Annotated in this window: 23 protein-coding genes; 13 read left to right on the top strand and 10 right to left on the bottom strand. The window is 56.6% G+C overall.

From position 1 onward, the window contains the following. Nucleotides 1-23: 23 nt before the first annotated feature. From ACQK2Q_RS16180 to ACQK2Q_RS16170, 3 genes are all read right to left on the bottom strand, one after another. Nucleotides 24-1829, bottom strand: coding sequence for a hypothetical protein (locus tag ACQK2Q_RS16180; RefSeq protein WP_425410781.1), 1806 nt, complete (start codon nucleotides 1827-1829; stop codon nucleotides 24-26). Between the two features lie 121 nt (nucleotides 1830-1950). Then, complete coding sequence (locus ACQK2Q_RS16175; RefSeq protein WP_425410780.1) at nucleotides 1951-3627, bottom strand: hypothetical protein; 1677 nt, start codon at nucleotides 3625-3627, stop codon at nucleotides 1951-1953. A gap of 109 nt (nucleotides 3628-3736) precedes the next feature. Continuing rightward, nucleotides 3737-4345, bottom strand: coding sequence for a TlpA family protein disulfide reductase (locus ACQK2Q_RS16170; RefSeq protein ID WP_425410779.1), 609 nt, complete (start codon nucleotides 4343-4345; stop codon nucleotides 3737-3739). A gap of 28 nt (nucleotides 4346-4373) precedes the next feature. Here ACQK2Q_RS16170 and argH point away from each other — a divergent pair, with 28 nt between their 5' ends. Together argH and lysA are read left to right on the top strand one after the other, a co-directional pair. Beyond that, on the top strand, nucleotides 4374-5783 hold the full coding sequence (gene argH / locus ACQK2Q_RS16165; protein WP_425410778.1) for an argininosuccinate lyase: 1410 nt from the start codon (nucleotides 4374-4376) through the stop codon (nucleotides 5781-5783). Between the two features lie 125 nt (nucleotides 5784-5908). Then, nucleotides 5909-7171, top strand: coding sequence for a diaminopimelate decarboxylase (gene lysA, locus ACQK2Q_RS16160; RefSeq protein ID WP_425410777.1), 1263 nt, complete (start codon nucleotides 5909-5911; stop codon nucleotides 7169-7171). Here lysA and ACQK2Q_RS16155 read toward each other — a convergent pair. After that, complete coding sequence (locus tag ACQK2Q_RS16155; protein ID WP_425410776.1) at nucleotides 7168-7542, bottom strand: DUF5658 family protein; 375 nt, start codon at nucleotides 7540-7542, stop codon at nucleotides 7168-7170. The two genes, lysA and ACQK2Q_RS16155, sit on opposite strands and share 4 nt — an antisense overlap. A gap of 135 nt (nucleotides 7543-7677) precedes the next feature. Between ACQK2Q_RS16155 and ACQK2Q_RS16150 the strand changes: the two genes are divergently transcribed. After that, nucleotides 7678-10131, top strand: a complete 2454-nt coding sequence (locus ACQK2Q_RS16150; RefSeq protein WP_425410775.1) for a DUF4175 domain-containing protein — start codon at nucleotides 7678-7680, stop codon at nucleotides 10129-10131. Nucleotides 10132-10200: 69 nt separating this feature from the next. Here ACQK2Q_RS16150 and ACQK2Q_RS16145 read toward each other — a convergent pair whose 3' ends face one another. The 3 genes from ACQK2Q_RS16145 to ACQK2Q_RS16135 all read right to left on the bottom strand — a co-directional run bounded on the left by ACQK2Q_RS16145 (nucleotide 10201) and on the right by ACQK2Q_RS16135 (nucleotide 13230). Further along, the gene (locus ACQK2Q_RS16145; protein ID WP_425410774.1) at nucleotides 10201-11007 is read right to left on the bottom strand and encodes a hypothetical protein; all 807 of its coding nucleotides are present in this window, start codon (nucleotides 11005-11007) and stop codon (nucleotides 10201-10203) included. Between the two features lie 200 nt (nucleotides 11008-11207). Next, complete coding sequence (locus ACQK2Q_RS16140; RefSeq protein ID WP_425410773.1) at nucleotides 11208-11726, bottom strand: phosphoribosyltransferase; 519 nt, start codon at nucleotides 11724-11726, stop codon at nucleotides 11208-11210. Between the two features lie 91 nt (nucleotides 11727-11817). Further along, nucleotides 11818-13230, bottom strand: coding sequence for a zinc-ribbon domain-containing protein (locus tag ACQK2Q_RS16135; protein WP_425410772.1), 1413 nt, complete (start codon nucleotides 13228-13230; stop codon nucleotides 11818-11820). 71 nt (nucleotides 13231-13301) lie between these two features. Between ACQK2Q_RS16135 and ftsE the strand changes: the two genes are divergently transcribed. From ftsE to ACQK2Q_RS16110, 5 genes are all read left to right on the top strand, one after another. After that, entirely contained in the window at nucleotides 13302-14003 is a 702-nt protein-coding gene (ftsE, locus tag ACQK2Q_RS16130) for a cell division ATP-binding protein FtsE (RefSeq protein ID WP_425410771.1), read from the top strand. Continuing rightward, complete coding sequence (locus ACQK2Q_RS16125; protein WP_425410770.1) at nucleotides 14000-14950, top strand: cell division protein FtsX; 951 nt, start codon at nucleotides 14000-14002, stop codon at nucleotides 14948-14950. Before ftsE ends, ACQK2Q_RS16125 begins: the two co-directional genes overlap by 4 nt. A 74-nt stretch (nucleotides 14951-15024) precedes the next feature. Further along, nucleotides 15025-15597, top strand: a complete 573-nt coding sequence (locus ACQK2Q_RS16120) for a YdcF family protein (protein ID WP_425410769.1) — start codon at nucleotides 15025-15027, stop codon at nucleotides 15595-15597. A 13-nt stretch (nucleotides 15598-15610) separates the two neighbouring features. Continuing rightward, nucleotides 15611-16330, top strand: a complete 720-nt coding sequence (locus ACQK2Q_RS16115) for a lysophospholipid acyltransferase family protein (RefSeq protein WP_425410768.1) — start codon at nucleotides 15611-15613, stop codon at nucleotides 16328-16330. Between the two features lie 10 nt (nucleotides 16331-16340). After that, nucleotides 16341-17336 carry a DUF2125 domain-containing protein gene (locus ACQK2Q_RS16110; protein ID WP_425410767.1) on the top strand — a complete coding sequence of 332 codons (996 nt, stop codon included), beginning with the start codon at nucleotides 16341-16343 and terminating at the stop codon, nucleotides 17334-17336. 3 nt (nucleotides 17337-17339) lie between these two features. On the opposite strand, the gene ACQK2Q_RS16105 is transcribed toward ACQK2Q_RS16110, so the two are convergent. Together ACQK2Q_RS16105 and ACQK2Q_RS16100 are read right to left on the bottom strand one after the other, a co-directional pair. Then, nucleotides 17340-17693, bottom strand: a complete 354-nt coding sequence (locus ACQK2Q_RS16105) for a MarR family transcriptional regulator (RefSeq protein ID WP_425410766.1) — start codon at nucleotides 17691-17693, stop codon at nucleotides 17340-17342. Nucleotides 17694-17765: 72 nt separating this feature from the next. Next, entirely contained in the window at nucleotides 17766-19136 is a 1371-nt protein-coding gene (locus ACQK2Q_RS16100) for a leucyl aminopeptidase family protein (protein ID WP_425410765.1), read from the bottom strand. A 117-nt stretch (nucleotides 19137-19253) separates the two neighbouring features. On the opposite strand from ACQK2Q_RS16100, the gene ACQK2Q_RS16095 reads away from it, so the two are divergent. From ACQK2Q_RS16095 to ACQK2Q_RS16075, 5 genes are all read left to right on the top strand, one after another. After that, on the top strand, nucleotides 19254-20273 hold the full coding sequence (locus tag ACQK2Q_RS16095) for a tetratricopeptide repeat protein (RefSeq protein WP_425410764.1): 1020 nt from the start codon (nucleotides 19254-19256) through the stop codon (nucleotides 20271-20273). A 114-nt stretch (nucleotides 20274-20387) separates the two neighbouring features. Next, nucleotides 20388-21605 (top strand): Nramp family divalent metal transporter, encoded by a 1218-nt coding sequence (locus ACQK2Q_RS16090; protein ID WP_425410763.1) that lies wholly within the window; start codon nucleotides 20388-20390, stop codon nucleotides 21603-21605. Then, nucleotides 21605-22348, top strand: coding sequence for a 5-oxoprolinase subunit PxpA (pxpA, locus tag ACQK2Q_RS16085; protein ID WP_425410762.1), 744 nt, complete (start codon nucleotides 21605-21607; stop codon nucleotides 22346-22348). Before ACQK2Q_RS16090 ends, pxpA begins: the two co-directional genes overlap by 1 nt. Further along, complete coding sequence (gene pxpB, locus ACQK2Q_RS16080; protein WP_425410761.1) at nucleotides 22345-23037, top strand: 5-oxoprolinase subunit PxpB; 693 nt, start codon at nucleotides 22345-22347, stop codon at nucleotides 23035-23037. The genes pxpA and pxpB overlap by 4 nt, the downstream gene beginning before the upstream one ends. Next, nucleotides 23037-23978 carry a biotin-dependent carboxyltransferase family protein gene (locus tag ACQK2Q_RS16075; RefSeq protein WP_425410760.1) on the top strand — a complete coding sequence of 314 codons (942 nt, stop codon included), beginning with the start codon at nucleotides 23037-23039 and terminating at the stop codon, nucleotides 23976-23978. The genes pxpB and ACQK2Q_RS16075 overlap by 1 nt, the downstream gene beginning before the upstream one ends. Here the strand turns inward: ACQK2Q_RS16075 and ACQK2Q_RS16070 are convergent. Continuing rightward, on the bottom strand, nucleotides 23955-25523 hold the full coding sequence (locus ACQK2Q_RS16070; RefSeq protein ID WP_425410759.1) for a BCCT family transporter: 1569 nt from the start codon (nucleotides 25521-25523) through the stop codon (nucleotides 23955-23957). The genes ACQK2Q_RS16075 and ACQK2Q_RS16070 overlap by 24 nt on opposite strands. Nucleotides 25524-25815: the final 292 nt, after the last annotated feature.

The following is a 25815-nucleotide window of genomic DNA, read 5'->3' as shown; positions in this document are numbered from 1 at the left end:
GCCCGACAGAAGAGGCGCCGTTTTTATTCGCTTGTATGCGTAATTGTCAGATCTAGGACATCCGGTAAAGTTTGCGGCGCTGTATTCGCGACAGATTGCAACGTAAACAGATCCACTGGATCGGAAGGCGCAGCTATAATATCGATGCGGCCGCCTGTCGCGATAAAATCGGCGATTGCTTCCGCATAATTTGCAGCGCGCGGATTAGCCTGCGCCGCCTGCGCGCCTGAAAGACGCGCCATTGCAGCTATGGACTGGCGCAATTCAGGGCCGGTTCCACCTCCCTGTTCCTGCGCAGCATAAGCAAATGCTTTTTCAAGAAGACCCCGATCGCCAAGACTATAATTGAACCTGTAAAGTGCAATATTTTTCGCAGCGATGGAAACCGGCGTGTCTTTGCGCGCCATCACTTCCCATTCAGCGAGTGTCGGGCCAGCGATTTCGAATCCAATATCGTTCTGCGCCAGATCGTTTAAGTCCACATGGGTCGCCGCCAAAGCATCTCCTGTTTCTCCGTTCCAGTTCCACGAAAACGCACTGCCGCCTGTAACACTTTGTATGCCAAGCGCCGCCAAGACATCTCTGAATTGTTGCAACTGCGGGGCCGCTTCCGTTGAAAAGCCCGGACCCATGCGGCTTTCCATGGCGTTCAACATGGATGCCAGCTCGTAGCGCATGCCGGAATAGGTTACATCGTATTGTGACGGCACAAGCCAGTAAAAGTCCGCAGCCTGAACTTCTGAACGGTCAATGGAATAAACCAGATTTCCGTCCCAGAATTCAGTGTACCCAAGCATGGTCTGCGCGCCGAGATCAATCAGATCGGTTTCAGTAACTGGCGGCAGCTCCCATCGCGCCAGCCAGGCTAGCGCGCCGCTGATATCGGCGCTGCGCGTATCAGCGTAATCGATCTCATAAGCGGTCGCCTGTCCGCCGGCGGCGGCCGCCAGTATAGCGGTCGGGCGGCGCAAAATCTCGCTTACCGCCTCGCTCGGAGGCCGGTTTAAAATTTTTGCATAGGGCGAAGGCGCGTTTTCGATCCCGGCGACGCCTGAAATCTCTATCGGTTCACTTCCGGCGCCCTGAATGAAAGAGGTGATATTGCGCGCGCTTTGAAATCCAATGGCCCCGGAATTATAATCGCGGGCGAAAACCTCTCCCACATTAAATTCAACTTTTTCGCCGCGGCTGTTGGCGAGCTGAAGGCCGAAATTCGAAAGCGCGGCCCCGTCAAAGGAAAACGATCCCAGTATTGCGGCGACGGAACGCAGAATTTTTGTTTCTTCGCCAACGCCGGCTCTCGGCGCGAGATTAAATGACCGGGCGGACACGCCGTCGAACACCATCTTGTCGACGCTAATGCCGGTGCTTTCAGCGCCGGCGTCCCACTGCATGCCTTCCGAGCGCACGCCTTCGAGCATCAACCGGTCGAACAAGAGCGCTTTGGCTGCATTGTTGGCGACGCCGGCGAACACCGCCTCCATGATTTCAGCATTTCCGCCCCAGATAATTGCGCGGTCTGCACGAAACCCCGCCCCTGGCGCTGCCTGAAAGCCCAATTGAAAATCTTCAACCACCATTGCGCCGCGCACCGGGTCGAATGAAGCCTGCCCGTATGATGTTGTCATCCAGTCGGGAAACGCCGCCAGAAAACGATCAACATCGAAGGCATCGCCGGCGCTATAGACATATGGCGACGCCAATAGATCTTGCGCCGTCAACGGGGGCGCAGTTGTTGTAGCGCAGGAATGAACAGAAAATACGCCCAGCGAAACGCAGACCCAGTTCCGAATCGACCCAAGCCGAGACGGCGACGCAAATAACCCCATACCAACCCCCTCAAACTGCCCCGCACAGTCAATTTGCGATCGGCGGAGCCATCACAAAAAAGCCGCGCTCACAAGATGCGCCGCCCCACACGGAAACACATCTGGAGGAAACTGTAACCGGTTATGGCGTGTGCGTCACCTGCAGGTTCAAAACATCTGGAATAGTTTGCGGCGCGCTTGCGCTCGTCGCCTGAAGTGTTGAAAAATCAACGGGTTCGGCTGGCTCCGCTGTAATCTCGAGCGCGCCGCCTTTTGCCACAAAATCCGCCAGCGCATTCACATAGCCTGATATGCGCGGGTTCATCTGCGCCGCCTGCGCGCCAGTCAGCCGGATCATTGCAGGCGCGGATTGACGCAAATCTTCGCCGGCGCCGCCCATCTGCAGCGCTGCAATCGCGAAAATGGCGTCCAGCGCTTTTTCATCTTGCAGCCGGAACGAAAAATTCCGGAACGCGCCTGTTGCTGCAAACGGGTTTTGCGCGCTGGTTTCCTGTGCAGCAGCCATTTCATCGATGTCTAGACCGGAGACGCCAAAATCCATCGCAAAATCCATAAAGCCAGGCGCGTTCGCCACATAATCGAAATCAGCGACTCCGGTATCCTCGTTCCACACCCATTGCGCGTATCCATCGCCCTCAAGCTTATCCAGCCCATACTCTTTCATGACATTCAGAAGGTCTTCTTCCGTTTCCGGAACATAAGCCGTATAATCATAATTCGCGTCCTTGGCGTCGATGCGGAAATTAGACGGTATCATCCAGATGAATTCCGCATCAGACATGGTCACTTCCTTCACCGTCCCTGCAAGTTTGCCGCTGACATACGTTTCTGTTTCAAGCGCTTTCATGGTTCCAAGATCGATCAGGTTTTCCGCCGTCATCGGCGGTTTTTCGCCTTTGAGGCCCCACTCCAGCAGTCCCGAAAAATCGATATTGCGCCATTCGAATGATTTCATGGAAACGCGCTGGCTGTCCGGCGCAACGAAACCCGCCAGAGGACCGTTGAGAAATACTGCGCCCTGCGCACCCATCACTTCACGCATAGCGGCGCGCGAGGCGTCGGTCTGTGCAAGCGAATAACCAAGATCGTTAGCCAGAATGGCGCTTAGTCTGCCTCCGCCGATACCCACAAACCGGACATCCGGCGCGGTCATGACAATTTGCGGCGACTCTTCGCTTTTTGTTTCTACCTGAAAATCCTTGAAATAGAGCCCGGCGAGATTGATTGCATTAAAAAAGCGCGCGCCTTCATCGCCATCGCCGTCGCTCTGGAACCCGCCTTGACGAAGTTGGAGCTGGTCAAGCTCAACGCCGCCAATTGTTAAATCGACTGCTTCGTCATCATCTTCAAACCCCTCAGTCGTTACATTGAAAAAACGCACCTTATCGAAAATACGTTCAAACGGCGCGCTTGCGCTGGCGTCTGCTGCGTCACGGACACGATCTATAGCGTTCAGATCAACGCCGAAAAACTCTGCGCGCTCGACAATTACCGCTTCGCCATCATCATTGTCGGCGAAACGCAGGTTTGAGACGACCGTCGCGCCAAGCGAATCATCAAACGATGCGCTTTCATAGGTGGGCTGGCTCTCTTCCGGCATCAGCGCAAAAAGCGCATCAATATCGATGGGCGCTGCATCGGACAGACGAAAACTTTTTTCCAACGGTGAGGCAGCGTTCAGTTTCGTAGCCTGCTGGCTGGTTTCAGAAGAAGGCGCGTTGGCGCGCTCATCTTTTTTTCCGCACGATAACAAGGTCAGCGCCGCTGCGCCGGCAAGCAGCAGTTTGGAAAATCTCATGGAATAACTCCCTCGACAGCAAATTTCGCATTGAATGGCGCAGACCCCGCCCCGCCTCGGCCAAAGGCTATATCGGGATTGCAGCATAAATCCTAGCGCACAAAGCCGTTTATGGCAGCGCCGAGCTAATCAGCCGGCGTGCTTCGGGGCTCGCCCAATCGACTTCGCCTACTATCCGCCCCACTTCTACACCCTCGGCGCTATATAGAATGCTCGTGGGCAAAAGGTCCGCACCGCCGGCGGAAAATGCAAACTGCAAGTTTGGATCTGCGTAGAGTTTCAAATTGTTAATTTTCAGCCGTTCGAGAAAGAGACGCGCCGTTTCCGGACCGCGCGGATCGGCCGCCACAGCCACGACCTCGAAACGGCGTCCGCCCAGATCCGCCTCAAGCGCATCTAGAGACGGCAGCTCCACAAGGCAGGGCGCGCACGTCGTCGCCCAGAAATTGACCAGCACCGTTTTCCCCCTGAAATCGGCGATACTGACTTTTCGGCCATCAGACTGGAAAGGAACTTCGGGCGCGCCGCGCGGCGGGAATGTATAAGCAAAATCCGCCATTTCTCCGGTCAGCAGCGCCTGATCATGGTTCAACGCCGACACATCGCCGCGCTCGCGCGGGCTTACGCTGGCGTTCACGATAACGTAGAGGAGAAACGCCGCACCAAGACAGCCCCAAACAAGGAGCCAGAAACGCGGTTGTTTGATGAGTTCCGCCATAGATTTTTCCAACTGATAGTATCGACCCATGCCAGATAAGACCGAAACCTCAGAAAACCAAATGTGGGGGGGGCGTTTTTTACAAGGCCCCGCCGAGATCATGGAAGCGATCAACGCTTCCATCGACACCGACAAACGGCTCTGGCGGGAGGATATCGCCGGTTCGAAAGCACACGCCGCCATGCTTGCGGATGCGAAAATTATATCCGGTGACGATGCCGCCGCCATCGTCGACGGACTTGACCGGATTGCCGGAGAAATCGAACGCGGCGAATTCAATTTTTCACATGCGCTTGAAGATATACACATGAACATTGAGGCGCGGCTGAAAGAACTGATCGGGGAACCTGCCGGCCGGCTGCATACGGCCCGCTCGCGCAACGATCAGGTGGCGACGGATTTCCGGCTGTGGTGCCGGCGCGCCTGCGAAGTGGCCACCGACGGGCTTAAGACTTTAATGTTTTCCCTCGCGCAAAAAGCGGACGCGCATGCGGACGCGGTCATGCCCGGGTTTACACACTTGCAGACCGCACAGCCCGTTACTTTCGGCCATCACCTGCTGGCCTATGTGGAAATGTTTTCCCGCGACGCCGCACGATTTGAAGACGCACGCACGCGCATGAATGAATGCCCGCTTGGCGCGGCCGCGCTCGCCGGAACGCCATTTCCGATTAACCGGGAGCAGACAGCCAAAGCGCTCGGCTTTGATCGTCCCTGCGCAAACTCGCTTGACGCCGTGTCATCGCGCGATTTTGCAATGGAGCTTTTGTCAGCCGCATCTATCACAGCGGTTCATTTGTCGCGTCTTGCAGAAGAAATGGTTTTGTGGACCTCGCCGCAATTTGGCTTCGCCTCCCTCACGGATGCGTTTTCGACCGGCTCGTCAATTATGCCGCAAAAACGCAATCCGGATGCCGCAGAACTTGTGCGCGCAAAAACCGGCCGCATCAATGGATCGCTCATTGCGCTGCTGTCAGTCATGAAAGCGTTGCCGCTCGCCTACGCCAAGGACTTGCAGGAAGACAAAGCTGTAACTTTCGAGGCCATCGATGCACTGGCGCTTGGACTGGCTGCAACTACCGGGATGATCGACGACGTAAAAATCAATCGCGAGGCGATGAAAGAGGCCGCTGCGCGCGGCTTTTCGACCGCAACCGACCTCGCTGACTGGCTGGTGCGCGAACTCGTCATGCCATTCCGCGACGCTCATCATGTGACCGGAAAAATCGTCGCCGTTGCGGAAAAACAGCGCGTCCGCCTGGATGAACTTTCGTTATCTGACATGCAGTCCGTGGAGCCGAAAATCACCAAAGACATATATTCGGTGCTATCTGTCGACGCTTCCGTCGCGTCGCGCCGCGCCTATGGCGGCACTGCGCCGGAAAATGTTAAACGCGAGTCGCAACGCTGGATTGCGGCGCTTAACCGGGAGAAATAATATGCGTGCGCTATTAATCGCGATCGTCTTGACATTCGCTGTTTCCGCATGCGGGAAAAAAGCCCCGCTGCGTGCGCCTGACGAGCCGCGCGAGGATGCTCGCGTAAACTAAGGCGGTATTTGCGTTGCACCACTTTGAATATAAAAATAATCGTTTGCAAGCGGAAGGCGTTGACCTTGCTGAGCTTGCAGCGGACATCGGCGCCCCATTTTATGTCTATTCCGAAGCCACGCTGCGGCGTCATATCAACGTTTTTACGACAGCTTTCGCCGGCGCGGATACGCTGGTGGCGTATTCCGTAAAAGCAAATTCAAATCTGGCGGTGTTGCGCGTACTTGCAAGCGAAAACGCCGGCGCTGACGTCGTGTCGATAGGAGAAATGATGCGGGCGCTCAAAGCCGGCGTTCCGCCAGAAAAGATCGTCTTTTCAGGCGTTGGCAAGACAAGCGACGAAATGACCGCCGCCCTCCAAACCGGAATTTATCAGTTCAATGTAGAATCCGCTCCGGAACTTGAAACCCTTGACGGGATTGGCAAGCGCCTTGGCAAACCGGCGCCGGTTGCAATACGGGTCAACCCTGATGTCGCTGCAGGCGGGCACGACAAGATTTCAACCGGTCGCAAGGAAGACAAGTTCGGCGTTTCGTGGGAGCAGACGCGTGCGCTTTATGCAATAGCCCGAGACATGAATGGCGTCGCGGTAAAAGGCGTGGATCTGCATATCGGTTCGCAGATCGCCGATCTGGCGCCGTTTGAGGCAGCGTTCAACAAGGCGGCGCAACTCATCGCCGATTTGCGCAGCGACGGCTGCAACATTGAACGGCTAGATCTGGGCGGAGGCCTCGGCATTCCGTACGGGACCGGCGCCGTTCCGCCGCACCCCGATAAATATGCGGAATTGATAAAGCGCGTGACGGCGCCGCTCGGCGTTCAACTGATCTTCGAGCCGGGCCGTATGATCGCCGGCAATGCCGGCGTTATGGTGACGCGCGTGCTTTTTGATAAAAAGGGAGAAAACAGGCGGTTTCTTGTCGTAGACGCCGCTATGAATGACCTCATCCGTCCGGCGTTATACGATGCGCATCATGAAATTTTGCCGGTCGTCAGACGCGAGAACGCCAAAGAAACCATATACGACGTGGTCGGACCGGTCTGTGAATCCAGCGACTTTTTCGCAAAATCGCGCGCGCTGCCGGAGTTTAATGCGGGAGACTATCTTGCGGTCATGTCCGCAGGCGCTTACGGCGCTGTTCAGGCTTCACAATACAACACGCGCCCGCTCATTCCTGAAGTGCTGGTGAATGGCGATCAATATGCTGTTATTCGCCGGCGCCCCAGTTTTGATGAAATGATTGCGCTGGAAGCCCTGCCGGGCTGGCTCGCCTAAAGTACGCCCGCGATCACAAAATTATTCCACACGATCCACGCATTGCCGCTGACGGCAAGCGCGAAAAACCCGAGAACGATCCAATGTGGAAACCACAACACCATAAAACTGATTAACGCTTGCAAGGCGAGTTTTGCAACGATCCAGCCATCGCCAATATGAACCATTAATGCGGCCAGCAGCGGGTTCGCTTCGACACCTGCGCCGCCCTCCAGCGCCATAACGGTTGACGCAATATCGGCGACGCCGATGCAGTTATAGAGAATGATGAGCGTCCAGGCCGCCCACCGCCTGAACAATGAGGCGCGCGAGCGTTCCGCCTCTTCGGAGAGCTTGCGGCGCCTTTTTGGGGAAACGAGCGATAAGACCAAGCTCTAAATCTCCGTTCCGTTAACCTGTTTTCGCCCAAAATAGGCAGGATGAACGCGTCAATCTGACCAAAGCGTGAGACAACCGACGTCGACGAATGGCGTTCACCGATGTAAACTGCAAGAAGTATGACGAGTATGGTGACACAAAGACAATCACCGGCGCGGACAAAGCCAAAGCGCCTTCCCGGCGGCGCCGCGATTTTTCTCGCGCGCGCTGTCCTCTTTTGGGAAAGAGTGTGGCCGGCGATTCTGCCGGCTTTGGCCATCCCGGCCCTTTTTATCATTTTCAGCCTTTACGATATCTGGAGCGTTGCGCCGGTTTGGATGCACTGGAGCGCGCTTGCCGCCGGCGCTGTCGCTTTCGCCGCGACTTTGTTCGTTAATCTGCGCTCGCTTCGCACGCCGTCCCGGCGCGAGGCGCAAGCCCGGCTGGAACAGGACGGCGCCGTCGATCACGCCGCGCTTCAGGCGCTGGATGATACACCATCCGCCGGCGGCGATGCTGCTTCGCCTCTGTGGCGAGCTCACCTCGCCGATATGCGCGAACGCGCCCGCAATGCGCGGCTGAACGGCGTTCGATCTACAGCCGAAATGCGCGATCCGTGGGGTTTGCGCTTTATCACCATGGGCGTGATTGCAGTGGCGTTCGTCGCAAGCGGGGCCGACACAGGCAAAAGGTTGATGGCGGGCTTGCAGCCGCAAAACACCGGTAATGGCGCGCTCGTGGCGGATGTCTGGATTGAGCCGCCCTCATACGCCAACAAGGCTCCCATCTATCTTTTACGCGCCGGTCAGGACACGCCTGAAAATGTGGCGCAAATTGATGCGCCTGAAGGTTCTGTTGTCGTAGCGCAGATCAATGGGCGTGGGCGTTCGAGACTTGCTTTCCAAACCGAAGACGAGACGACGCGCGGGGAATTTGAGCGCACGGGCGCAGCCTCCAGAGCGGAACTTTTACTAAAGAAAAGCGGCCTTCTGGAACTAACGCTGGGCGTGCGGAAAGCACGCTGGCCTATTGGCGTCATCGCCGATGAAGCGCCTGCCGTCTCTTTCACGACGAAACCCATGCGTACGGATGATGCTCGGCTGCATTTTTCCGTCGCAATCGAAGACGATTACGGCGTCACAGGAGCGGAACTGGTGATGCGACTTGATCCCGAACAGGAACGCCCGCTCGACGCACCGTCTTTTGATCAAGATGCGCTCGAAGAGATGCGCCGCATCAATCTGGACGGAGTAGCCGGGCCAGATGGCGAGCGCACCGTAACCCTTGATCTTCAATCGGATCCGTGGGCTGGCTTGCGCGTGCTTGCTAAAGTCATCGTAACCGACGGCGCAGACCAGAACGGCGAAACCGATCTCGCCGCGACGACTTTGCCAGCGCGCATTTTTTATAACCCGGTCGCCAAGGCTGTTATTGAACAACGCCAATCTCTTGCGGTTGCGGCTATGGAGTGGCCTCGCGTCGCCCGTTCATTTGACGCGGTTACGCTGGCGCCGGATATTTTCTATGCGGATAAACCGAAAAATTATCTTCTCTTGCGTTCAGCCTTTTGGCGCGTAATGCGCCAGAACAATGATTCTTTTGACGACGCCGTCGAAAAATTCTGGCCTCTTGCCTTGCAACTTGAAGACGAAGCGCTGGAACTTGCTCGCCAACAGCTTGAAGCCGCGCAGGACGCATTGCGCCAGGCGCTGGAGCGCGGCGCTGGAGATGAGGAAATCAACAAACTGGTTGAAGAGCTGCGTCAGGCCATGAACGACTATCTTACCGCACTCGCTCAATCCGGTCAGACGATGGACGGCGAAGCTTCCCGTAATGCGCAGGAGCTGAACCAGTCCGACCTTGATGAAATGCTGGATGCAATTCGAGACCTGTCGCAACAAGGCGCCGCCAACGCCGCCCGGCAGATGCTTTCCGATCTGGAAAATCTGTTAAACAACTTGCGGTTTTCGCAAGGCGCACAAGGTTCAGGTTCCGGCCAGCCCGGACAACAGGGCGGTGAAGGGGGAGGCCAAGGCGGCGCTGCCGGTCAGGCCGGCGAATTGATCGGACGCCAGCGAGAACTCGCCGACGAAACCTTTGAGCGCGGACGAGACCCGGAATCGACTGGAGACGACCTCGCCCAGCGCGAAGGCGGTCTTGGCGGCGAGCTGGACGCGTTGATGGATTCGCTGGAAGGCGATCCAAGCCTCGATCCCGAAGGCGAGGCAGGACGCGCCCTGGGGCGGGCGCGCAGCGCCATGCGCGAGGCGGAAGGCGCGCTTGAATCAGAAGAATTCGGCATGGCCGCCGACGCAATGGAACGCGCCATAGGCAATCTTCGCGAAGGCGCCGAATCTCTCGCGCGCGAACAAATGCGCCAGGCGCAACAAGGTCAGGGCGGTGAAGGTCAAGCCGGGGCGCAGACCGACCCATTAGGGCGCCCAGCCGGTGATGCGCTTAGCGGGCAAGGCGTCGAGGTTCCCGGCGAGGGTGAAGCCGGTCGCACGCGTGAAGTCATTGAGGAATTACGCAAGCGCCTGGGCGAGCCTGGCCGCGACGAAGAAGAAAAAAATTATCTCGAAAGGCTGCTTGAGCGATTTTAATTCAAAGTCGCCAAGCGAAAAAAAGCCCGCAGCATGCTGCGGGCTTTTTTGTTCTGTGTGCATACGGTATTATTTTGCTCGCGCGCGTGTCCACGGAAACGGTGAGTTTGCGTCGCGATGTCTACCGCCCATACCAGCGGCGAAGTAAGCCCCGGCTCCAGCAACGAGTGCGCTTGCGGCGAGCAAAAAGGCAGTGATGGCGCCTATTGCGCGCGCGCTGTCAGCGCCTTCCCGGCTGGCCGTTTCCCAGCGGTCAAGCCGCGAGCGCGCCTCACCTTCGGAGAGACCCGTATTGTCTGCGATAATTTCAACAGCGACCTCGCGGTTTTCGCTGTCGAGTTCGCCATCTTGCGCAGCGTCTGCAAAGATCGCGGTTAAGGCGTTTCTGTCACTTGCATTGGCCTCGCCGCCACGCAAAACGATATCTGCGTCAAAGGTATTAGCGCTGGCGCTTGCCAGCGAAGTCGTCAGGTTTGCGGCTCCGGTCGCCATGTGTGCAGAAAGGGCCGCGCCAATAAGCAGCCCTGTCGCCCATACGACAAGTCCATGTGCGCCATCGCGAAACTCGACCGCATCTTCGGTCGCGCCCTGATGAGCGCGGCGCAAGCGCCCTGCGATATATCCGCCGGCGACAAAACTGAAAATCATGACGATGAGCACCCACGCCATCGTCAGATACCCAATCGTATCAGCCTCTGCACCGCTATTGGGCCACGGCGAACTGACTGAAAGGCCAACGCCGCCGCCAAAAGTGAAAAGAACAAGTGAAATTGCAGAAGCAATGAATGCGCCTGCAAATACAGGTCCCCATTCCATATAGGAATGCGCCCCGTCTTCGTCAGCGACAACCACGCCGACGGTTTCTGTCGCACTCATCTTATAACCCCAAGAAAGAAAGGATTGCGAGAACGACGACAACCAGCCCAACCAGATAAATTATTCCGTGCATTTTGCTCTCCATTGTTGCCTGCGGCATTTTTAGCCGTCAGTTAGGTCCACAACACATGGGGGTCGTATTCAGTTCCTGATGGGCTTGAAACTCTTATTCCATGCAATTTAAACTGAAAGCCAGCAGATCAGTCTTGCATTGCGCCGAGAATAGGCGCGCCTCGTTTTCGTCCGTCGTCATCCATTCCGTACCCCACTAGGAAATCGTCTGCGCCCGCCTCAAAACCGATATAATCGCAAATCAGATCATCAGCATGCCCTGTAAGTTTCTTGACTAGAACGCAGGTTTTTACAGCCGTAGCACCGCGATCTTCAATCATGCCCTTGCCAAAATGCAGCGATCGCCCGGTATCGAGGACATCATCCAGGAGCAATACCGTTTTTCCTTCTATATCGACGGAAAAATCCTTTAAAAGCGTCACCACGCCTGAAGATGACCTTGCGCCTGCATATGAAGACAATTGAACAAAATCCACATGCGGATCACTGCCGTACTTGTATAGCGCGCGCAAAAGATCGGCTGCAAAGATAAACGCGCCTGTCAGTACCGGCGCCAGCAAAAAATCTTTCGGCAATTCGCGCGCCATTTGCTGCGCCATTTCATCGACGCGCCTGGCGATTTCGTCTTCAGTGTAAAGCGTGCGCATAGGGCAATCCTTATTGTCTGCAAGCAGGCGTTGAATACGGCCTGTCTTACGGATTACAATAAAATCGCCCAGTTGAGAAAGCTGTGGAAATCTAATCTTCCGACGAAAGCAGGCTGTCCAGAACGCTGCGGGTCGGCGCGAAGGAGAGCGCAACTTCGCTGACGCCCTCCGGGGCCGGTGCCCGCGTCATGAAATTAACGGCGCCGCCTTGGCCAACTTCCGTTTGCTCCGCTGCAAATGTCCATCGTGCCAGAAGTTCGCCATTGGCGCCGAGCGCTTCAGCCTGCAGAAGCGGCGCTGTGACGGATGCTTCTGATTCGTTACGCAGATTGCCGGTGATCTCTATGGTCGGCCCCGCTGTCGAAGTCGCCAGCCGATGGCGGACATTTTCAATGGACAATCCATAAGGATTGGCCTCAATACCGATCACTGCATATGCATCTGCGGTTTTCGGGGCCATTTTGACGATTTCATCGCGATATACGACGATGCCGTAACATGCGCCCGCTACAACCGCGAGCCATGCGGTCCAGCCGAAGACGCGCAGCGGCGTCAGGCGATTTTTTTCTCTCGCCTCCGCCCGGCGGCGCGCCTTGCGAATGGCGCGCTCCAACTCTCTTGGCGTCACGCGCAAAGCGGCGAAAAATTCGTCGTCCAGCGCATCGGGATCAATCGGACGCACATCTTCCATACGCGCGAGCGCCGTCGCCCGGCGTCGTTCAGCGCGCACGCGCCGCCCGAAGCCTCGCGAAGTCTCGTTATCTTCGTCAACATCTTCCCAATCAGCATCGACGACCTCGATGAAATCCTCTTCATTTTCATCTTGATCATGATAGTTGCGCTTGCCGCGGTCTTGCGCCGCTTCTGGGTCAAAGCCGTCCGCATCCTCCTCATCGGCGAAGCGCAACGTTTCACGACGGTCGTCCCGAGATGTCTCTTTGCCGTCACGTTTACCCTTGCGGGCGAAAAACGGCCGTCGTTCTACATCTTCCTCATCGTCCTCGACGATAAACTGACGTCCCCGCCGCCATCCCTTTGGCGCAGGCCGTTCATCCGGTTCCTCGTCCCGATTCTTATTAAAGCTTCCTGTGCGATCGCCGTAGTCATCGACATCGCGTTCAATATTCCGGCGTTTTTGTTGTTTGGACGGCGGCGTATCAAACAGCGAATCATCTTCGTCCTGATCCCCGTCTTCATCGTAGTCGATTTTAACCTGCCGGGATTTTCGATCCTTAGACTGGCGCGCCGCCGGCTCATCCTCATCCGCAAATTCAACCCTGATTCGGCGTTGCTTTTCGTCGCTCCGATCTACCTCTTCGTCATCGCGCAACGCCTTTTTTCGGGACGGCTTCTCGTCGGCCAGGGGCTCTACATCCAGCAGTTCCGGCGCTGGCACAAACCAGCTTTCACCGCATGAGGAGCAGCGCACGGATCGGCCATTTGGGGAAAACCGTTCGTCATCGACATCGTAGCGCGTAGCGCAATCTGGACAGGTGATTATCATAAGCGGCCAGAATCGTTTATGTGTTGGCGGATTAGCGCTGCCGTCCCGGCGCGCGGGCATGCAACACCGGAATGAGTATGGAAACCGGAAAAGAGATCATCAGATTTGAACAAGCGGGACTTGCTTATGCAGACGCGCCCGAAACGCTCTCCGACGTGACTTTGACGCTCGGAGAAGGCGAGTTCCGGTTTCTCACAGGGCCCTCCGGCGCCGGGAAAACGTCTCTGCTGAAAATGATTTACCTTGCCCATAAACCGACTCGCGGGAAATTTTTTCTCTTCGGAGAGAATGCCGCAGAGGCGCCCCGCGAAGCCTTGCCAGGCTTGCGCAGACGCATTGGCGTCGTCTTTCAGGAATTCAGACTCCTCGACCATCTCACCGCCTTCGAAAATGTTGCGCTCCCCATGAAAGTCGCGGGCGTTAACCAAAACCAATACCGCGAAGACGTAAGCGAACTCTTAAATTGGGTCGGATTGGGACATAGAATGGGCGCCAAGCCCCCCACATTATCCGGCGGGGAAAAGCAGCGGGTGGCCCTGGCGCGAGCGCTTGTCTCGAAACCTGACCTCATTCTGGCCGATGAACCAACTGGAAATGTCGATCCGGCCATGGGCGAGCGAATTATGAAATTGTTTGTAGAACTCAATAAGTTAGGCGCCGCCGTGATCGTCGCCACCCATGATCTGCATCTCGTCCAGTCAATTGGTAAACCAGTATTAAGAATTGCGGACGGCGCAGTATCTCGCAACGCCGGCGCCGGAGGCGCCGCATGACGGATAACCATACGGAAGACTTTCATGAGGATGCGGAAAAGGAAAAGCCTGTGCGGCGGCTGCTACGCAATCGCGCCGCCCCCTTGTTGCCTGAAGCCGGCGCGGCGGGCGCGCCGTTAACGGCTGTGATTGCAGTTATGTCTTTTCTCGCCGTGCTGGCGATGGCGTCATTGCTCATGGTCAACCAGGCGGCGAGCGCCTGGACGTCTGCGCTGCGATCGGAAATCACTATACAGATTAAAGGCGCCGATCAGGCGGAAATCGCCGCCGGCGTATCCGCCGCCTTGCGGATTTTGCAGGACACGGACGGCGTCATAGAGGCGAAAGAACGCGGAAAAGCCGAGACGGCCGCGCTACTCGAGCCATGGCTTGGCGAAGGCAATGCGGATGCGTTTCTCAACATTCCGGCTATCATTGAAGTCAAAGCGGCGCCCGAACTTCGCAATAATCTGGAGCTTTTGCGAAACCGTCTCGCCACGGCCGCGCCCAGCGCCAGTCTTGATGACCATGCACGCTGGCACAATCGGCTTTCCAGTGCGGCCAGGTCAGGCCGGGCGATGGCTTTGGGCGTGTTCTTACTGGTAATGGGAGCCGCCTGTGCGATTTCGATTTTCGCCGCCCGCGCGGGCCTGGCGGCCAATCATGAAATTGTTTCGGTGCTGCATCTGGTCGGGGCAACCGATAATTTTATCGCCGGCGAAGTGCAGCGGCGATTTTTTATTTTAGGTTTGCGCGGCGCGCTCATCGGACTGGCGGCCGCTCTCGCTGCGCTCGGCTTCGCCGGCGCCGCCATGCGCTCAGGCGTTGCGCGCGATAGTTTTCTACCTGAATTCTCGCTGGGCGGCTGGGCAATATTATGGCTGATGGTTGCGCCGGCGGCCACCTGTCTCATTACCGCGCTTACCGCCCGGCTCACAGTTCTGAAAACATTGAGCCGCCAATACTGAGACGACTGGACCGTAGGCCGCGCTTTCGGCTAACTTTCTCCCCAGATAACCGCAGGCAGGAGATTTGACCTATTGTGAGACGCTTTCTGTCTTTCCTTTTCACGCTTGCTCTGTTTTGGGTGTTGGGCTTCGCAATTTTCGTCATTCGATTGCCTGCCCCCGCGGCGGACGCCCTTCCGCGAGCTGATGCGGTCGCGGTTTTCACAGGCGGGGGCGGCGCACGCATTACCGCCGCCATGAAAATATTTTCCGGCGGGACCGGTGATCGGCTGCTGATTTCCGGCGTTCATCCTGAAACATCACGCGCAAGATTGTCGGATCTTTGGGCCGGCGATCATGAACGATTTGATTGCTGTGTCGACCTTGGCCATGAAGCGCTTTCGACTGAAGGAAACGCCGGGGAGCTGTCCGTCTGGGCGGGTCGCCACCGCTACAACAATATTATTCTTGTCACCTCCGATTATCATATTCCACGCGCCATGACTGTTACACGCGCCAAAATGAAAGACGCCAACATCACGCCTTACGCCGTCGCCTCAGGCTACCTTGATGAACACGGTCGCCCCACCTCAATTAAAGCTACAGCGAAACTCGCCGGAGAATATTCAAAATTTCTTATGGCGTATGTGAGCGCGCTTTTTTCCTGAAAGCTGCAAGTCCATGCTGACCCATATCCGGTCGCTCGCCTTCACTGTTTTCCTCATTTTATATCTCGTGATCATCGGTATTCTATTTTTGCCGACCGCCCTTTTCGGAAGACGCGTCGCCCGCGCTGTGGTAAAGAAGTGGTCGCAAGTTTGCCTGTTCGCGCTCAAAGTCATCGCTGGCGTTTCCTACCGCCTGGAAGGCGCAGAGCATATTCCGCAGGGCGGCGCCATTGTCGCCGCCAATCATCAGTCTATGTGGGAGACGATTGCGCTTCACGCCCTTCTCCCAAAACCGGTCATCGCCTTGAAACGTGAACTCATGCGCGTTCCTGTCTATGGCTGGTGGGCGCATCTGGCCGGACATATACCGATAGACCGCAAGGGCGGGGCAAAAGCCCTGCGCGCATTCGCCCGTAACGCAAAAACCCGCCTTGCCGCTGGGGAACAAGTCATCATTTTCCCGGAAGGAACGCGCTTGCCGCCCGGTGAAATCAGACGCCTGCTGCCAGGCGCAGCCGGCGTTTACGCAATCTCAAACGTCCCTTGCGTACCGGTCGCCCATGACAGCGGCCGCTTCTGGCGCTATCCCGGCATTGAAAAGCGCCCCGGCGTTATAACCATAAGGTTTCTGCCTCCGATCGAGCCGGGTCTTGACCGGAAAATTTTTCAACATGAACTTAGAACGCGTATCGAAAACGCGCGCCCGGACCTTGAAGCGCATGAACTAAAGTAGAGGCTGTTCCTTGACCGAACAATCAGTGCGCCTGCGCCGGCAATGGCTCTATCTCCCTTTCCTTATCGCCGGTGTGATCATGGCCGCCTATTTCTTTCTTTGGCGCGCCGGCGCAGCGGAAATGAAAAAAGGCGTTGAGTCCTGGATTGCCGACCAACGAATGGCGGGCATGAAGATCGATCATGGCGCGCTGATCGCTGAGGGATTTCCGTTTTTCTTGCGCGTGCATGTCGAAGCGCCCGATATTGCGCAACCAGGCGCGTGGCGATGGCGCGGCGATCGTCTCACAATGGACGCTTTGCCATACGATTTGAACAAGCTGATTTTTTCCTTCCGAGGTGAACAAACTGTCTGGCTCAATGGTTATGGCGAATGGACAATCAGCACAGAAGAATTCAGAACATCCATCGCCAATGACGCGGATCGCGAGTGGCTTTTTGCGGCCACGATCGGGGGGTTCACCGCCACACGCGTTGAAGACGGCGCCACTGCCGCCGTGGAGTCTCTTGTCCTTGATTTGGCGCCGGATGCGGCCGATCAATCGACATTGACTTTAAACCTCGCGGCGACCCGCGTTATTTCTGACGTCGGGAAAAATGCAATCGCTTTCGACGCGCTGAACACCATTTTCGCCGTCACCGGATCCAATGCTTTTTCAGCCAATGATCCAGCGAACGCGTGGCGTTCCGTGGATGGAAAAGTTCAGATCAAAATGCTGATCGTGCGCATGGAAGACGCCGAGCTGTCTGTTTCAGGCGTTCTGGGTCTCGATGCAGAAGATTATCCAACCGGCCGGCTGGACGCTCATCTCAGCGCGCCTGGCGTGTTTATCGAAGCGCTGGGGCAGGCCGGCGTTTTAACAGCAGAAGAAACGGAACAAGCCGCCGCAGCCATGACGCTCACCGCGATTGCGGGCGGCGGCGCCATCAATGCGCCCATCGAGTTAATGCATGGCGACGCGCAAATTGCAGGCGTGAAAATTTACAGATTGCCGCGCGTGAATTAGCAGTCAACCATACATCGCGCCGAAGGCGGGCTCTCTAGTGTGATTTTCGACAAGGCGCGCAAAGTTATCAAGATAGATCGCGCCTTCCGCTGTCTTCCGCACAATGACTATACGTTTATCATTGTCATCTCTGACCCGCTTGATGAATCCGAGAATTGAAAGAGCATCAAGCGCGCGCGAGATAGCCGGTTTGGGCACATTGAGGTCTCGCGCAAGCGCGCGCACCGTATGCGGTCCCGGTTTGAGATATACTGTTAGCAGAATAGACCATTGCCGCATGGACAAATCGGGGTTGTCCGCGCGCACGGCGTCGCTCATCACTTCACGCCAGCTTGTCAGAATATCTGTCGCCGCCATCGTCCGGCCTAACGCCAAGCCTTTATCTACCAGACTTGATGATTGCCCCTGTTCGGCCGGAAAGGGCAAGAGCTATCGTGCAGGGAAACGCGCCGCTATGACCTCAAAAAGAGCGCGAATCGCCTGCGCCTCGCCGCCCTGCGGACGGCCGGGCAATGGCTTAGGGCGCCAGGCGTACAGATCAAAATGCATCCAGGCTTTCGCTTCCAGCGCGAATTTTTTTAAAAACAGCGCCGCCGTGACGGAACCGGCGAATGAACCGCCCGATATATGGTTCACATCCGCGATTTGAGACGACAGCATGGACTCATAATTACGCCACAGGGGCATGCGCCACACCGGATCGGCGACGTGTGACGATGCCGCTTCCAGATCAGACGCCAAATGCTCATCATCGCAATAAAACGGAACGAGTTCCGGGCCGAGCGCAACACGCGCCGCCCCGGTCAGCGTCGCCAGCGAAATCATCAAATCCGGCTTTTCTTCGCCGCCGAGCGCCAAAGCGTCCGCCAAAATAAGCCGCCCTTCGGCGTCGGTATTGCCAATTTCAACGGTTAGCCCCTTTCGGCTGGGAAGAACGTCGCTCGGGCGAAAAGCGTTGCCGGAAATCGCATTTTCAACCGCCGGTACGAGCGCGCGCAGGCGCACATTCAAATTGGCCTTCATGATCATACGCGCAAGCGCCAGCGTGTGCGCCCCGCCGCCCATGTCTTTTTTCATGAGCGCCATACCGCTCCCGACCTTGATGTTTAGGCCGCCCGAATCAAACGTGACGCCCTTGCCCACCAACGTCACCCTCGGGGCTGACTCGTCGCCCCAACGCATATCGATCAACCGCGGCGCTGACGATGACGCCCGGCCGACCGCATGTATCATTGGAAAATTTTCAGCGAGCAGTTCATCGCCCGTTGTAACGTCAATCTGCGCACCGCAGGTCTCGGCGATATTGCGCGCAGCCTGCTCAAGCGCCGCCGGGCTCATGTCGCCAGCCGGCGTATTTACAAGGTCCCGAACGAGGCCAACTGCCTCCGCCGAACGCAAAACCGCGGAGAAGTCGGTCTTTGCAGGCGCAACAAGGCTCGCGGATGCAGGTTTTTGATTCTTGTACCGGTCAAACCGGTAGGTGCCCAATAGCCAGCCCAATACTACAAGATTCGCTATGCGTTCGTCGAATTCCTGGTCGAAACTATATTGTCCATCTGGCAGCTTCTCCGCCGCAGCGGCGGCAAAAAAAGCGTCTTCGCCGTCGCCGGTTCCAAGGAGCACGCCGTCTTCGTTCGCCAAAACTACGCCCGTCTCTCCGGAAAATCCATTTACCTCGCCCAGCGATTTTAACGAAGGCGGCGCATCGCTTTCCTTCAGACCGCCGTCGCGGACGCAATAGATTTTTCGCGCAGCATTGGCCGCGTTTTGTTCATATTCGTTTAACAATTCTGAGCGCATGAATATTCCGTTAACTTACCAATTCGGTTGTACATTAATCATACAGTTAAGCCTTTATTGAATTCCTTGCGTCACCATGGCGTCAAAGTCATAGCGGAATTCATTAAGGCGGGCCCCATGCTTAACGCATCTAAGCACGTAACGAAACATCTACTTATCGCCGGCGCGGCCATAGGATTGTCGGCGTGTGCGACGTCAAATAGCGGTCAAACCAATGCGAATGTCGGAAAAGACGAGTATCGCGACGCGATTGACGTTTTTTCAAGCTCCGATGTGGATCAAGGCATGGATCCTATCGCCGCAGCGGCTTTCTGGGGTACGCGATATAATACCGACCAGTCCGATCCTGACATCGCCGTCAGATTTTCAAAATCATTGCGCAAAATCAATTCCAACGATGAAGCGGTCGCTGTCATGCAAAAAGCCGCTGCGGTTCATCAGGACAATGTGGCCGTAAGCCTCGAATATGGCAAAGTGCTGGTTGTTGCCGGACGCGCTTTCGAAGCCGTTCGTTATCTTGAAAACGCCGCTGCAAGATCTCCTAACGACTGGCGCGCTTATTCGGCTTACGGCGTGGCGCTTGATCAGATCGGCGAGCATGAAGCCGCCCGGGAAAAATATGATCGTGCGCTGGCCATGTCGCCTTCAGAAGTCATGGTGCTGAACAACAAGGGCCTTTCCTTCGCGCTTGACGGAAACCTTTCGATGGCGCGCATGCTGCTGCGTCAGGCGGCGACAAATGCTGGCGCCGATTCACGTATTCGGCAAAACCTGGCGCTTGTTCATGCGCTTTCAGGCGATATGCGCCAGGCCGAAAGGCTCGCGCGATCGGATCTGCCGCCGTTGGTCGCTGACAACAATGTCGATGTCTATCGCCAGTTGATGAACCAGCCCGCCTATTGGGAAGAATATGCGGCAGGTGATGTCGAGACGCCGAATTTCGACGATGTTCCGGCAGCGCCGCTTGCCCCGTCGTCCAAGCCACAACTCCGCGAAGAACAAAAACCGGCTGAAGAAGAAAAGCCTGACGGCGCGCCCGTAGCCCTGATTGAAGTCGCTCCGGTGACCAAAGCTTCGGCGGAACCTTCGAGTTCCGAGCCCTCATCCGGCGTTGAGTTGAAAAAAGAAAACGAATAAGTCTCATCGCGCCTGATATTGTTGCGTACCAGTATTAATCGCCCCGGTTTTTGAAAACCGGGGCGATTTTTTTGTAGTTCGCTTTTTGAAAAGACCCGCGCTACCCTCGCCTCAATGCTGAATCATTTTCGCTCAATTGGCCCTGGCGCCCTAACCGCAGCCGCTTTTATCGGCCCGGGCACCGTGACGACCGCAACGCTCGCCGGCGCCGGTTATGGGTATACGCTCGTCTGGGCGCTGGTGTTTGCAACCATCGCGGCGATCATTTTACAGGAAACGGCGGCCCGGCTCGGCGTCGTATCCCGCAAAGGGCTCGGCGAAGCGATACTCGAGCGCTTTTCCGGCGCGCCCCTGCTCAAGTGGACGAGTGTCGCCCTGATCATCGCTGCGTTATTTATCGGCAACGCCGCCTATGAGGGCGGCAACATCGCCGGTGCGGCGCTGGGCGTTGAAGCCGCATTCCCGTCGCTCGCGCCGCGTCAATGGATCGCCGCCGCTATCGCTGCGTTAGCAGCGTTCATTTTATTATTTGGCGGCTATCGAATTATCGAAAAAGTACTCATCGCCGCCGTGCTGATCATGACGGCGGCCTTCGCAACAGCGCTTGTCATCATCGGACCTGACTGGGGCTCATTATTCTCCGGCGCTGCTATACCGACCATTCCGGCGGGCGCCCAGTTGGCGGTGATCGGCCTGATCGGGACAACAATCGTGCCCTACAATCTGTTCCTGCACGCCGCCGCCGCCCGTAAACGATGGGCGGGACCGGAAGACCTGCACGAGGCGCGTTTTGACGCCAGGCTATCGATTGGTTTGGGCGGCATTGTCTCCATACTTGTCATGTCGACGGCGGCAGCCAGCCTGTTCGGTGCTGGCCTTACAATCTCTGGCGCCGCCGACATGGCGCGCCAGCTTGAGCCCGCCTTCGGCGCAGGCGCAACATACTTGCTTGCTATCGGTCTGTTCGCGGCCGGGCTTTCATCCGCAATCACCGCGCCGCTGGCGACAGGTTTTGCTGCAGCGGAATTATTTAGTTTTGAAAGCGACCCTAAAAATGTAAAATTCCGCGGCGTCGCTGGAAGCGTTTTGTTTGCAGGGGCATTTGTCGCAATTACCGGCGCGCGACCGATCGAAATCATCCTCTTTGCACAGATCGCTAATGGCGTCCTGCTACCCGTTGTTGCCGTTTTCCTGCTTTACGCCGCCAATAACAAAAAACTGCTTGGAGAACATGCGAATGGATTTGCAGCCAACGCGGCCGGCGTTATCGTTACGCTGATTGCGGCAATGCTTGGGCTGCGCGGCATTCTTCGGGCTTTTGGCGTAATGTAATGCGCGCTATCGATCTCAACGCTGATATGGGTGAATACGCCGATGAGGAACAACGCGCCATCGAAGCCGCTGTAATGGCGTTGATCTCTTCATGCTCCATCGCCTGCGGCGGACATGCCGGCGACAAAGAAACAATGCGCGCCACAGCGCGACTGGCAAAAAGGCACAATGTGAGTGTCGGCGCGCATCCCTCTTATCCGGATAAAGAAGGGTTTGGACGCCGTACGGTTAAAATAGATCCGGAAGCGCTACAGGAATCATTGCAGGGTCAAATTCGCAGCTTGAAACGCATAGTTGAAACGGAAAGCATAACGCTTCGACACGTCAAAGCCCACGGCGCACTTTACAACGATGCGACCAAGGACAAAACTCTCGCAAGACTGATTACAGAGGCGGCGGGCGACGCGATTATCATCGGCCCGCCGGGCTCCATGCTGGAAATGGCTGCGCGTGACGCCGGCAAACCATTCGCCGCCGAAGGTTTCGTTGATCGCTTGTACCTCGCAAGCGGCGCGCTCTCGCCGCGCGGCGCGCCCGGCGCACTGATTGACGAAATATCAAATCGCACTGCGCAGGCTGTCGCGATTGCGCGCGGAATTCCGTTCGAGGCTGCGGACGGACAACTTTCTCTTCAAGTGCAGACTTTATGTCTTCATTCGGATTCGCCAGGCGCCGCAGAAACGGCAAAATCTGTGCGCGTCGCGCTTGAAAATGACGGGTTCGCGATCAAATCATTCGGATGAACAGCGCGTTTTCATATCGTATTGATCCCTATGGCGAGCATGGATGGATAGCACAACTGGAAGCCGCGAAAGATCCCGTTGCCACTGCGCTTTTCGTCAATAAGGTAGCGGACGCCTTGCGCAAGCAATCCGGTATTTGCGATTCTGTCGCCGGCGTTGACAGTGTCGTCATAAAAATCGATCCACAGGAAATATCGCTGGAATCCAGCCGCGATATTTTTGAAGACGCCCTCACGCATGCGCCACAAACAACGCAAAAGGCGCGAAAGCGGATTGACATGCCGGTCTGCTATGGCGGTGCATTTGGGCCCGATCTGGCGGCGTTGGCGCAAATTAAAAAACTGACGCCGCAAGAGCTCATCGATGCTCACGCCGGCGGCGTTTATCGGGTTTTGGCCGTAGGTTTTGCGCCGGGATTCGCCTATCTAGGTCCGCTTGATGAAAGGCTTGCCGCGCCGCGGCTTGATACGCCCCGCGAGCACGTCCCGGCGGGCTCTGTTGGCGTTGCAGGCGCGCTGACAGGTGTTTATCCCATCGGCTCTCCCGGCGGATGGCGGATCATCGGCAGAACCCCGACTATACTTTTCGACCCCGATTCGCCTGATCCCTTTACGTGCCGGCCGGGCGATGAAGTCCGTTTTTTTCCGGTCGACGAAACCGTGTTTCAAAAAATTGAGAATCACCGCTGATGATTGCGCTCGCAAAGATTGTCCAGCCTGGTCTTGCGACAATGGTTCAGGATCTGGGCCGCCCCGCCCAACGTCACCTCGGTGTTCCCTTAAGCGGGGGCGCAGACCCTGTCTCTCTGGCGCTCGCCAACGCCGCCGCAGGCAACAGCGATAATACGCCGGCGCTGGAATGTACGATAAAAGGCCCTGTGCTGACGTTTGAAAAAAACGTCACCTTCGCTATGGCTGGCGCTGATATGGCGCCGCGCCTGAATGGCGCCGAGGCGCCGCTGTATCAACCAATTGAGGCCAAAGCAGGCGACACATTAGAGTTAGCCGCCAGTAAAACTGGCGCGCGCATGTATATAGCGTTTCAGGGCGGCGTTGCGGGTGATCGATTTCTTGGCGGCGTATCAACATATCTTCCAGCCGCTATTGGCGGCTTTCAGGGCCGCCTCCTCAGAGCCGGCGATACGCTGTATAGCGCTGATCGTAATCTATTCGCGCCTCGCGAAATTCCGCCTTCTATGCGCGCTATACTGAGCAACACATTCGTATTGCGCGCCACACGCGGCCCGGAAACGGATTCTTTCAAAGGATCAGAATACATTTTTGGATCGCGATGGACAGTCGGACGGCGCGCCAGCCGCATGGGAGCCCAGCTGGAAGGAACAGCTTTAAAACTTGAGCAAGCGCCGCCGATGGCCAGCAGTCCCGTTTTTCCCGGTACGGTGCAATGTCCGCCTGATGGCGCGCCGTTTCTGCTCCTCGCGGATGCGCAAACAGTTGGCGGCTATCCACGCATAGCGCAGGTCATCGCCGCCGACTTGCATCTCGCCGGTCAGTTGCGCCCGGGCGGCGAGGTATGGTTTCGGCGTATCTCGCCTGAAGACGCGCGCGAAACCGCCTATAGGAAAGCAGCTCTATTCGAAGGGTTTTTACCCCGCCGGCTTTTCTTGTGATTCCTTTATTCGTGGCGCTGGCTGCGCTGCAGCGCGGACTTCACAAAGCCATGATGCGCGAAGCGAAATAATCACAGCGCCCATCGCGATTAAAATGAACAACCCCGGCAGGCCGCCAAGATTAGACAGCATTCTGACGCCGTCTATACCTGTAGTCGCCGTCATAATAAAGGCGACCGCGCCAACGAGAACGCCCCAAAACACTTTCACCCACCGTTCCGTCTGCGGTTGTTTTCCGCCTGATTCCATATTTTTCAAACATACGCCGGTTATGGAATGCGTGTTTGAATCCATAGCCGTCGAGAATGAGATAAAAGTTAGTAAAATAAAGACAGCAATGACAATCTGGGAGAATGGAAGCGTGTCAAACAACACGTAAATAACCGATTCAGGACCGCGAGACTCCAATGCTGTGGAAAGTGCGCCGCCCGACGCGTCCGCGTTGATCGCCGCTCCTGCAAATACGGTCATCCATACGGCGCCGAATAGCGCCGGGGCGGCTAAATTAAAAAGAATAAACTCGCGCACCGTATAACCCACAGAAATTCGCCCGAGAAACAAAGCCGTCACCGGCGCCCAAGCCAGCCAGTTGGCGAAATAAAATACTGTCCAGTCGCGCGTCCAAGGGTCTCCGGCGCGCTCTCCAAGCGTGAGGCTGCGCGGGATGAATTGGGTAACATATTCGACTATGCTTTCTGCGCCAAGCGTCAATATCTGCAAGGTAGGACCCGCCGCAAACACAAAGACCACAAGCACGAAAAAAAATCGCGTATTGATATCGGATAGAAATTTAATGCCGCGCTGCACGCCACTGATCGAAGAACCAACGAAAACGCACACAATCGCGGCCGTTATTGCAAACCTTAGCAGCGTGCTGTCATGCAGGCCCGTGCTCGCTTCAAGGCCGCCGGAAAGGGTCATGACGCCTGCGCCCAGCGACGCAGCGACACCAGCGACCAGCGCATAAAGCCCGATCGCGTCGATGATCGCGCCGGCGCGACCTGTTGCTGCGCGCCCGAATACAATCGACAAGGGGCCGCTCAAGGAATAAGGCCGGCCAAGATTATAATGCGCCAGCGCAAATGCGAGCGCCGGCACGGTGTAAATAGCGTATGGTGTAATTGTCCAATGCATGAACATGGAAGAAAGGGCAAAGCGTGCAGCGGCGTCGCTATGCGGCGCCGCGCCGGAAAATTCTGGCGGCGCCGTTACATGGAACATCGGTTCTGCAGCGCCCCAGAATAATATGCCTATGGCGATCGTGGTGCACAGCGTGATTGAGAACCAGTTCCAGCGGCTGAGGATTGGTTTTGCGTCCAGCCCGCCTATACGCACCGATCCTAAAGGCGAAATCACAACCCACAACACAAGGCAGACAGCCGCGAAAGAGGCGTAACTGAACAACCAGTCGAAACGCGCAAGAATCCAGCCATTCGCGCGACTGACGCTTGCGTGAAAGCCGTCAAAATTCACCAGGCTGAAAAACAGCGCGCCTGTCAGCAAAATGACCGGCGGCCAGAACACCAGAGGACGAATAGATTTCAACGTGTCTTTAAAAATCGGACGGCTCCAGCGCAATTAAGCGCACAGCCTAGCCCATGCGGCGGAATGGGCAAATCGCAGTTCCGTGTGGCGAAAGACACGGAGAAAGAAAACACTGGGCTTAAGAAGATGGTCGTTGATAAGAACTCGATAAGCTGATCCTTAAAAAAACGCTCCAATATCTAAAGCCGAAAGTCTGACCGCCGCCGATCTCCGTCAGGCCGTCATTCGCGTTCGCCAGAAGCTGAATACGTCAGAACGGCGGACCTGCTGAACGGTCGGCATGGCGCGCTCT

This window comes from Hyphococcus sp., assembly GCF_965228385.1.
In the GTDB taxonomy this organism is placed as follows: domain Bacteria; phylum Pseudomonadota; class Alphaproteobacteria; order Caulobacterales; family Parvularculaceae; genus Hyphococcus.
Note: the sequence above shows the minus strand (reverse complement) of the source record. Positions and strands in the feature narration are given on the sequence as shown.

Excerpts from the sequence above, each read along its gene's own strand:
- ACQK2Q_RS16180 (WP_425410781.1), bottom strand. The coding sequence starts at position 1,829 with ATGGGGTTATTTGCGTCGCCGTCTCGGCTTGGGTCGATTCGGAACTGG.
- ACQK2Q_RS16175 (WP_425410780.1), bottom strand. The coding sequence starts at position 3,627 with ATGAGATTTTCCAAACTGCTGCTTGCCGGCGCAGCGGCGCTGACCTTG.
- ACQK2Q_RS16170 (WP_425410779.1), bottom strand. The coding sequence starts at position 4,345 with ATGGCGGAACTCATCAAACAACCGCGTTTCTGGCTCCTTGTTTGGGGC.
- argH (WP_425410778.1), top strand. The coding sequence starts at position 4,374 with ATGCCAGATAAGACCGAAACCTCAGAAAACCAAATGTGGGGGGGGCGT.
- ACQK2Q_RS16150 (WP_425410775.1), top strand. The coding sequence starts at position 7,678 with ATGGTGACACAAAGACAATCACCGGCGCGGACAAAGCCAAAGCGCCTT.
- ACQK2Q_RS16145 (WP_425410774.1), bottom strand. The coding sequence starts at position 11,007 with ATGAGTGCGACAGAAACCGTCGGCGTGGTTGTCGCTGACGAAGACGGG.
- ACQK2Q_RS16140 (WP_425410773.1), bottom strand. The coding sequence starts at position 11,726 with ATGCGCACGCTTTACACTGAAGACGAAATCGCCAGGCGCGTCGATGAA.
- ACQK2Q_RS16135 (WP_425410772.1), bottom strand. The coding sequence starts at position 13,230 with ATGATAATCACCTGTCCAGATTGCGCTACGCGCTACGATGTCGATGAC.
- ftsE (WP_425410771.1), top strand. The coding sequence starts at position 13,302 with ATGAGTATGGAAACCGGAAAAGAGATCATCAGATTTGAACAAGCGGGA.
- ACQK2Q_RS16125 (WP_425410770.1), top strand. The coding sequence starts at position 14,000 with ATGACGGATAACCATACGGAAGACTTTCATGAGGATGCGGAAAAGGAA.
- ACQK2Q_RS16115 (WP_425410768.1), top strand. The coding sequence starts at position 15,611 with ATGCTGACCCATATCCGGTCGCTCGCCTTCACTGTTTTCCTCATTTTA.
- ACQK2Q_RS16105 (WP_425410766.1), bottom strand. The coding sequence starts at position 17,693 with ATGGCGGCGACAGATATTCTGACAAGCTGGCGTGAAGTGATGAGCGAC.
- ACQK2Q_RS16100 (WP_425410765.1), bottom strand. The coding sequence starts at position 19,136 with ATGCGCTCAGAATTGTTAAACGAATATGAACAAAACGCGGCCAATGCT.
- ACQK2Q_RS16095 (WP_425410764.1), top strand. The coding sequence starts at position 19,254 with ATGCTTAACGCATCTAAGCACGTAACGAAACATCTACTTATCGCCGGC.
- ACQK2Q_RS16090 (WP_425410763.1), top strand. The coding sequence starts at position 20,388 with ATGCTGAATCATTTTCGCTCAATTGGCCCTGGCGCCCTAACCGCAGCC.
- pxpA (WP_425410762.1), top strand. The coding sequence starts at position 21,605 with ATGCGCGCTATCGATCTCAACGCTGATATGGGTGAATACGCCGATGAG.
- pxpB (WP_425410761.1), top strand. The coding sequence starts at position 22,345 with ATGAACAGCGCGTTTTCATATCGTATTGATCCCTATGGCGAGCATGGA.
- ACQK2Q_RS16075 (WP_425410760.1), top strand. The coding sequence starts at position 23,037 with ATGATTGCGCTCGCAAAGATTGTCCAGCCTGGTCTTGCGACAATGGTT.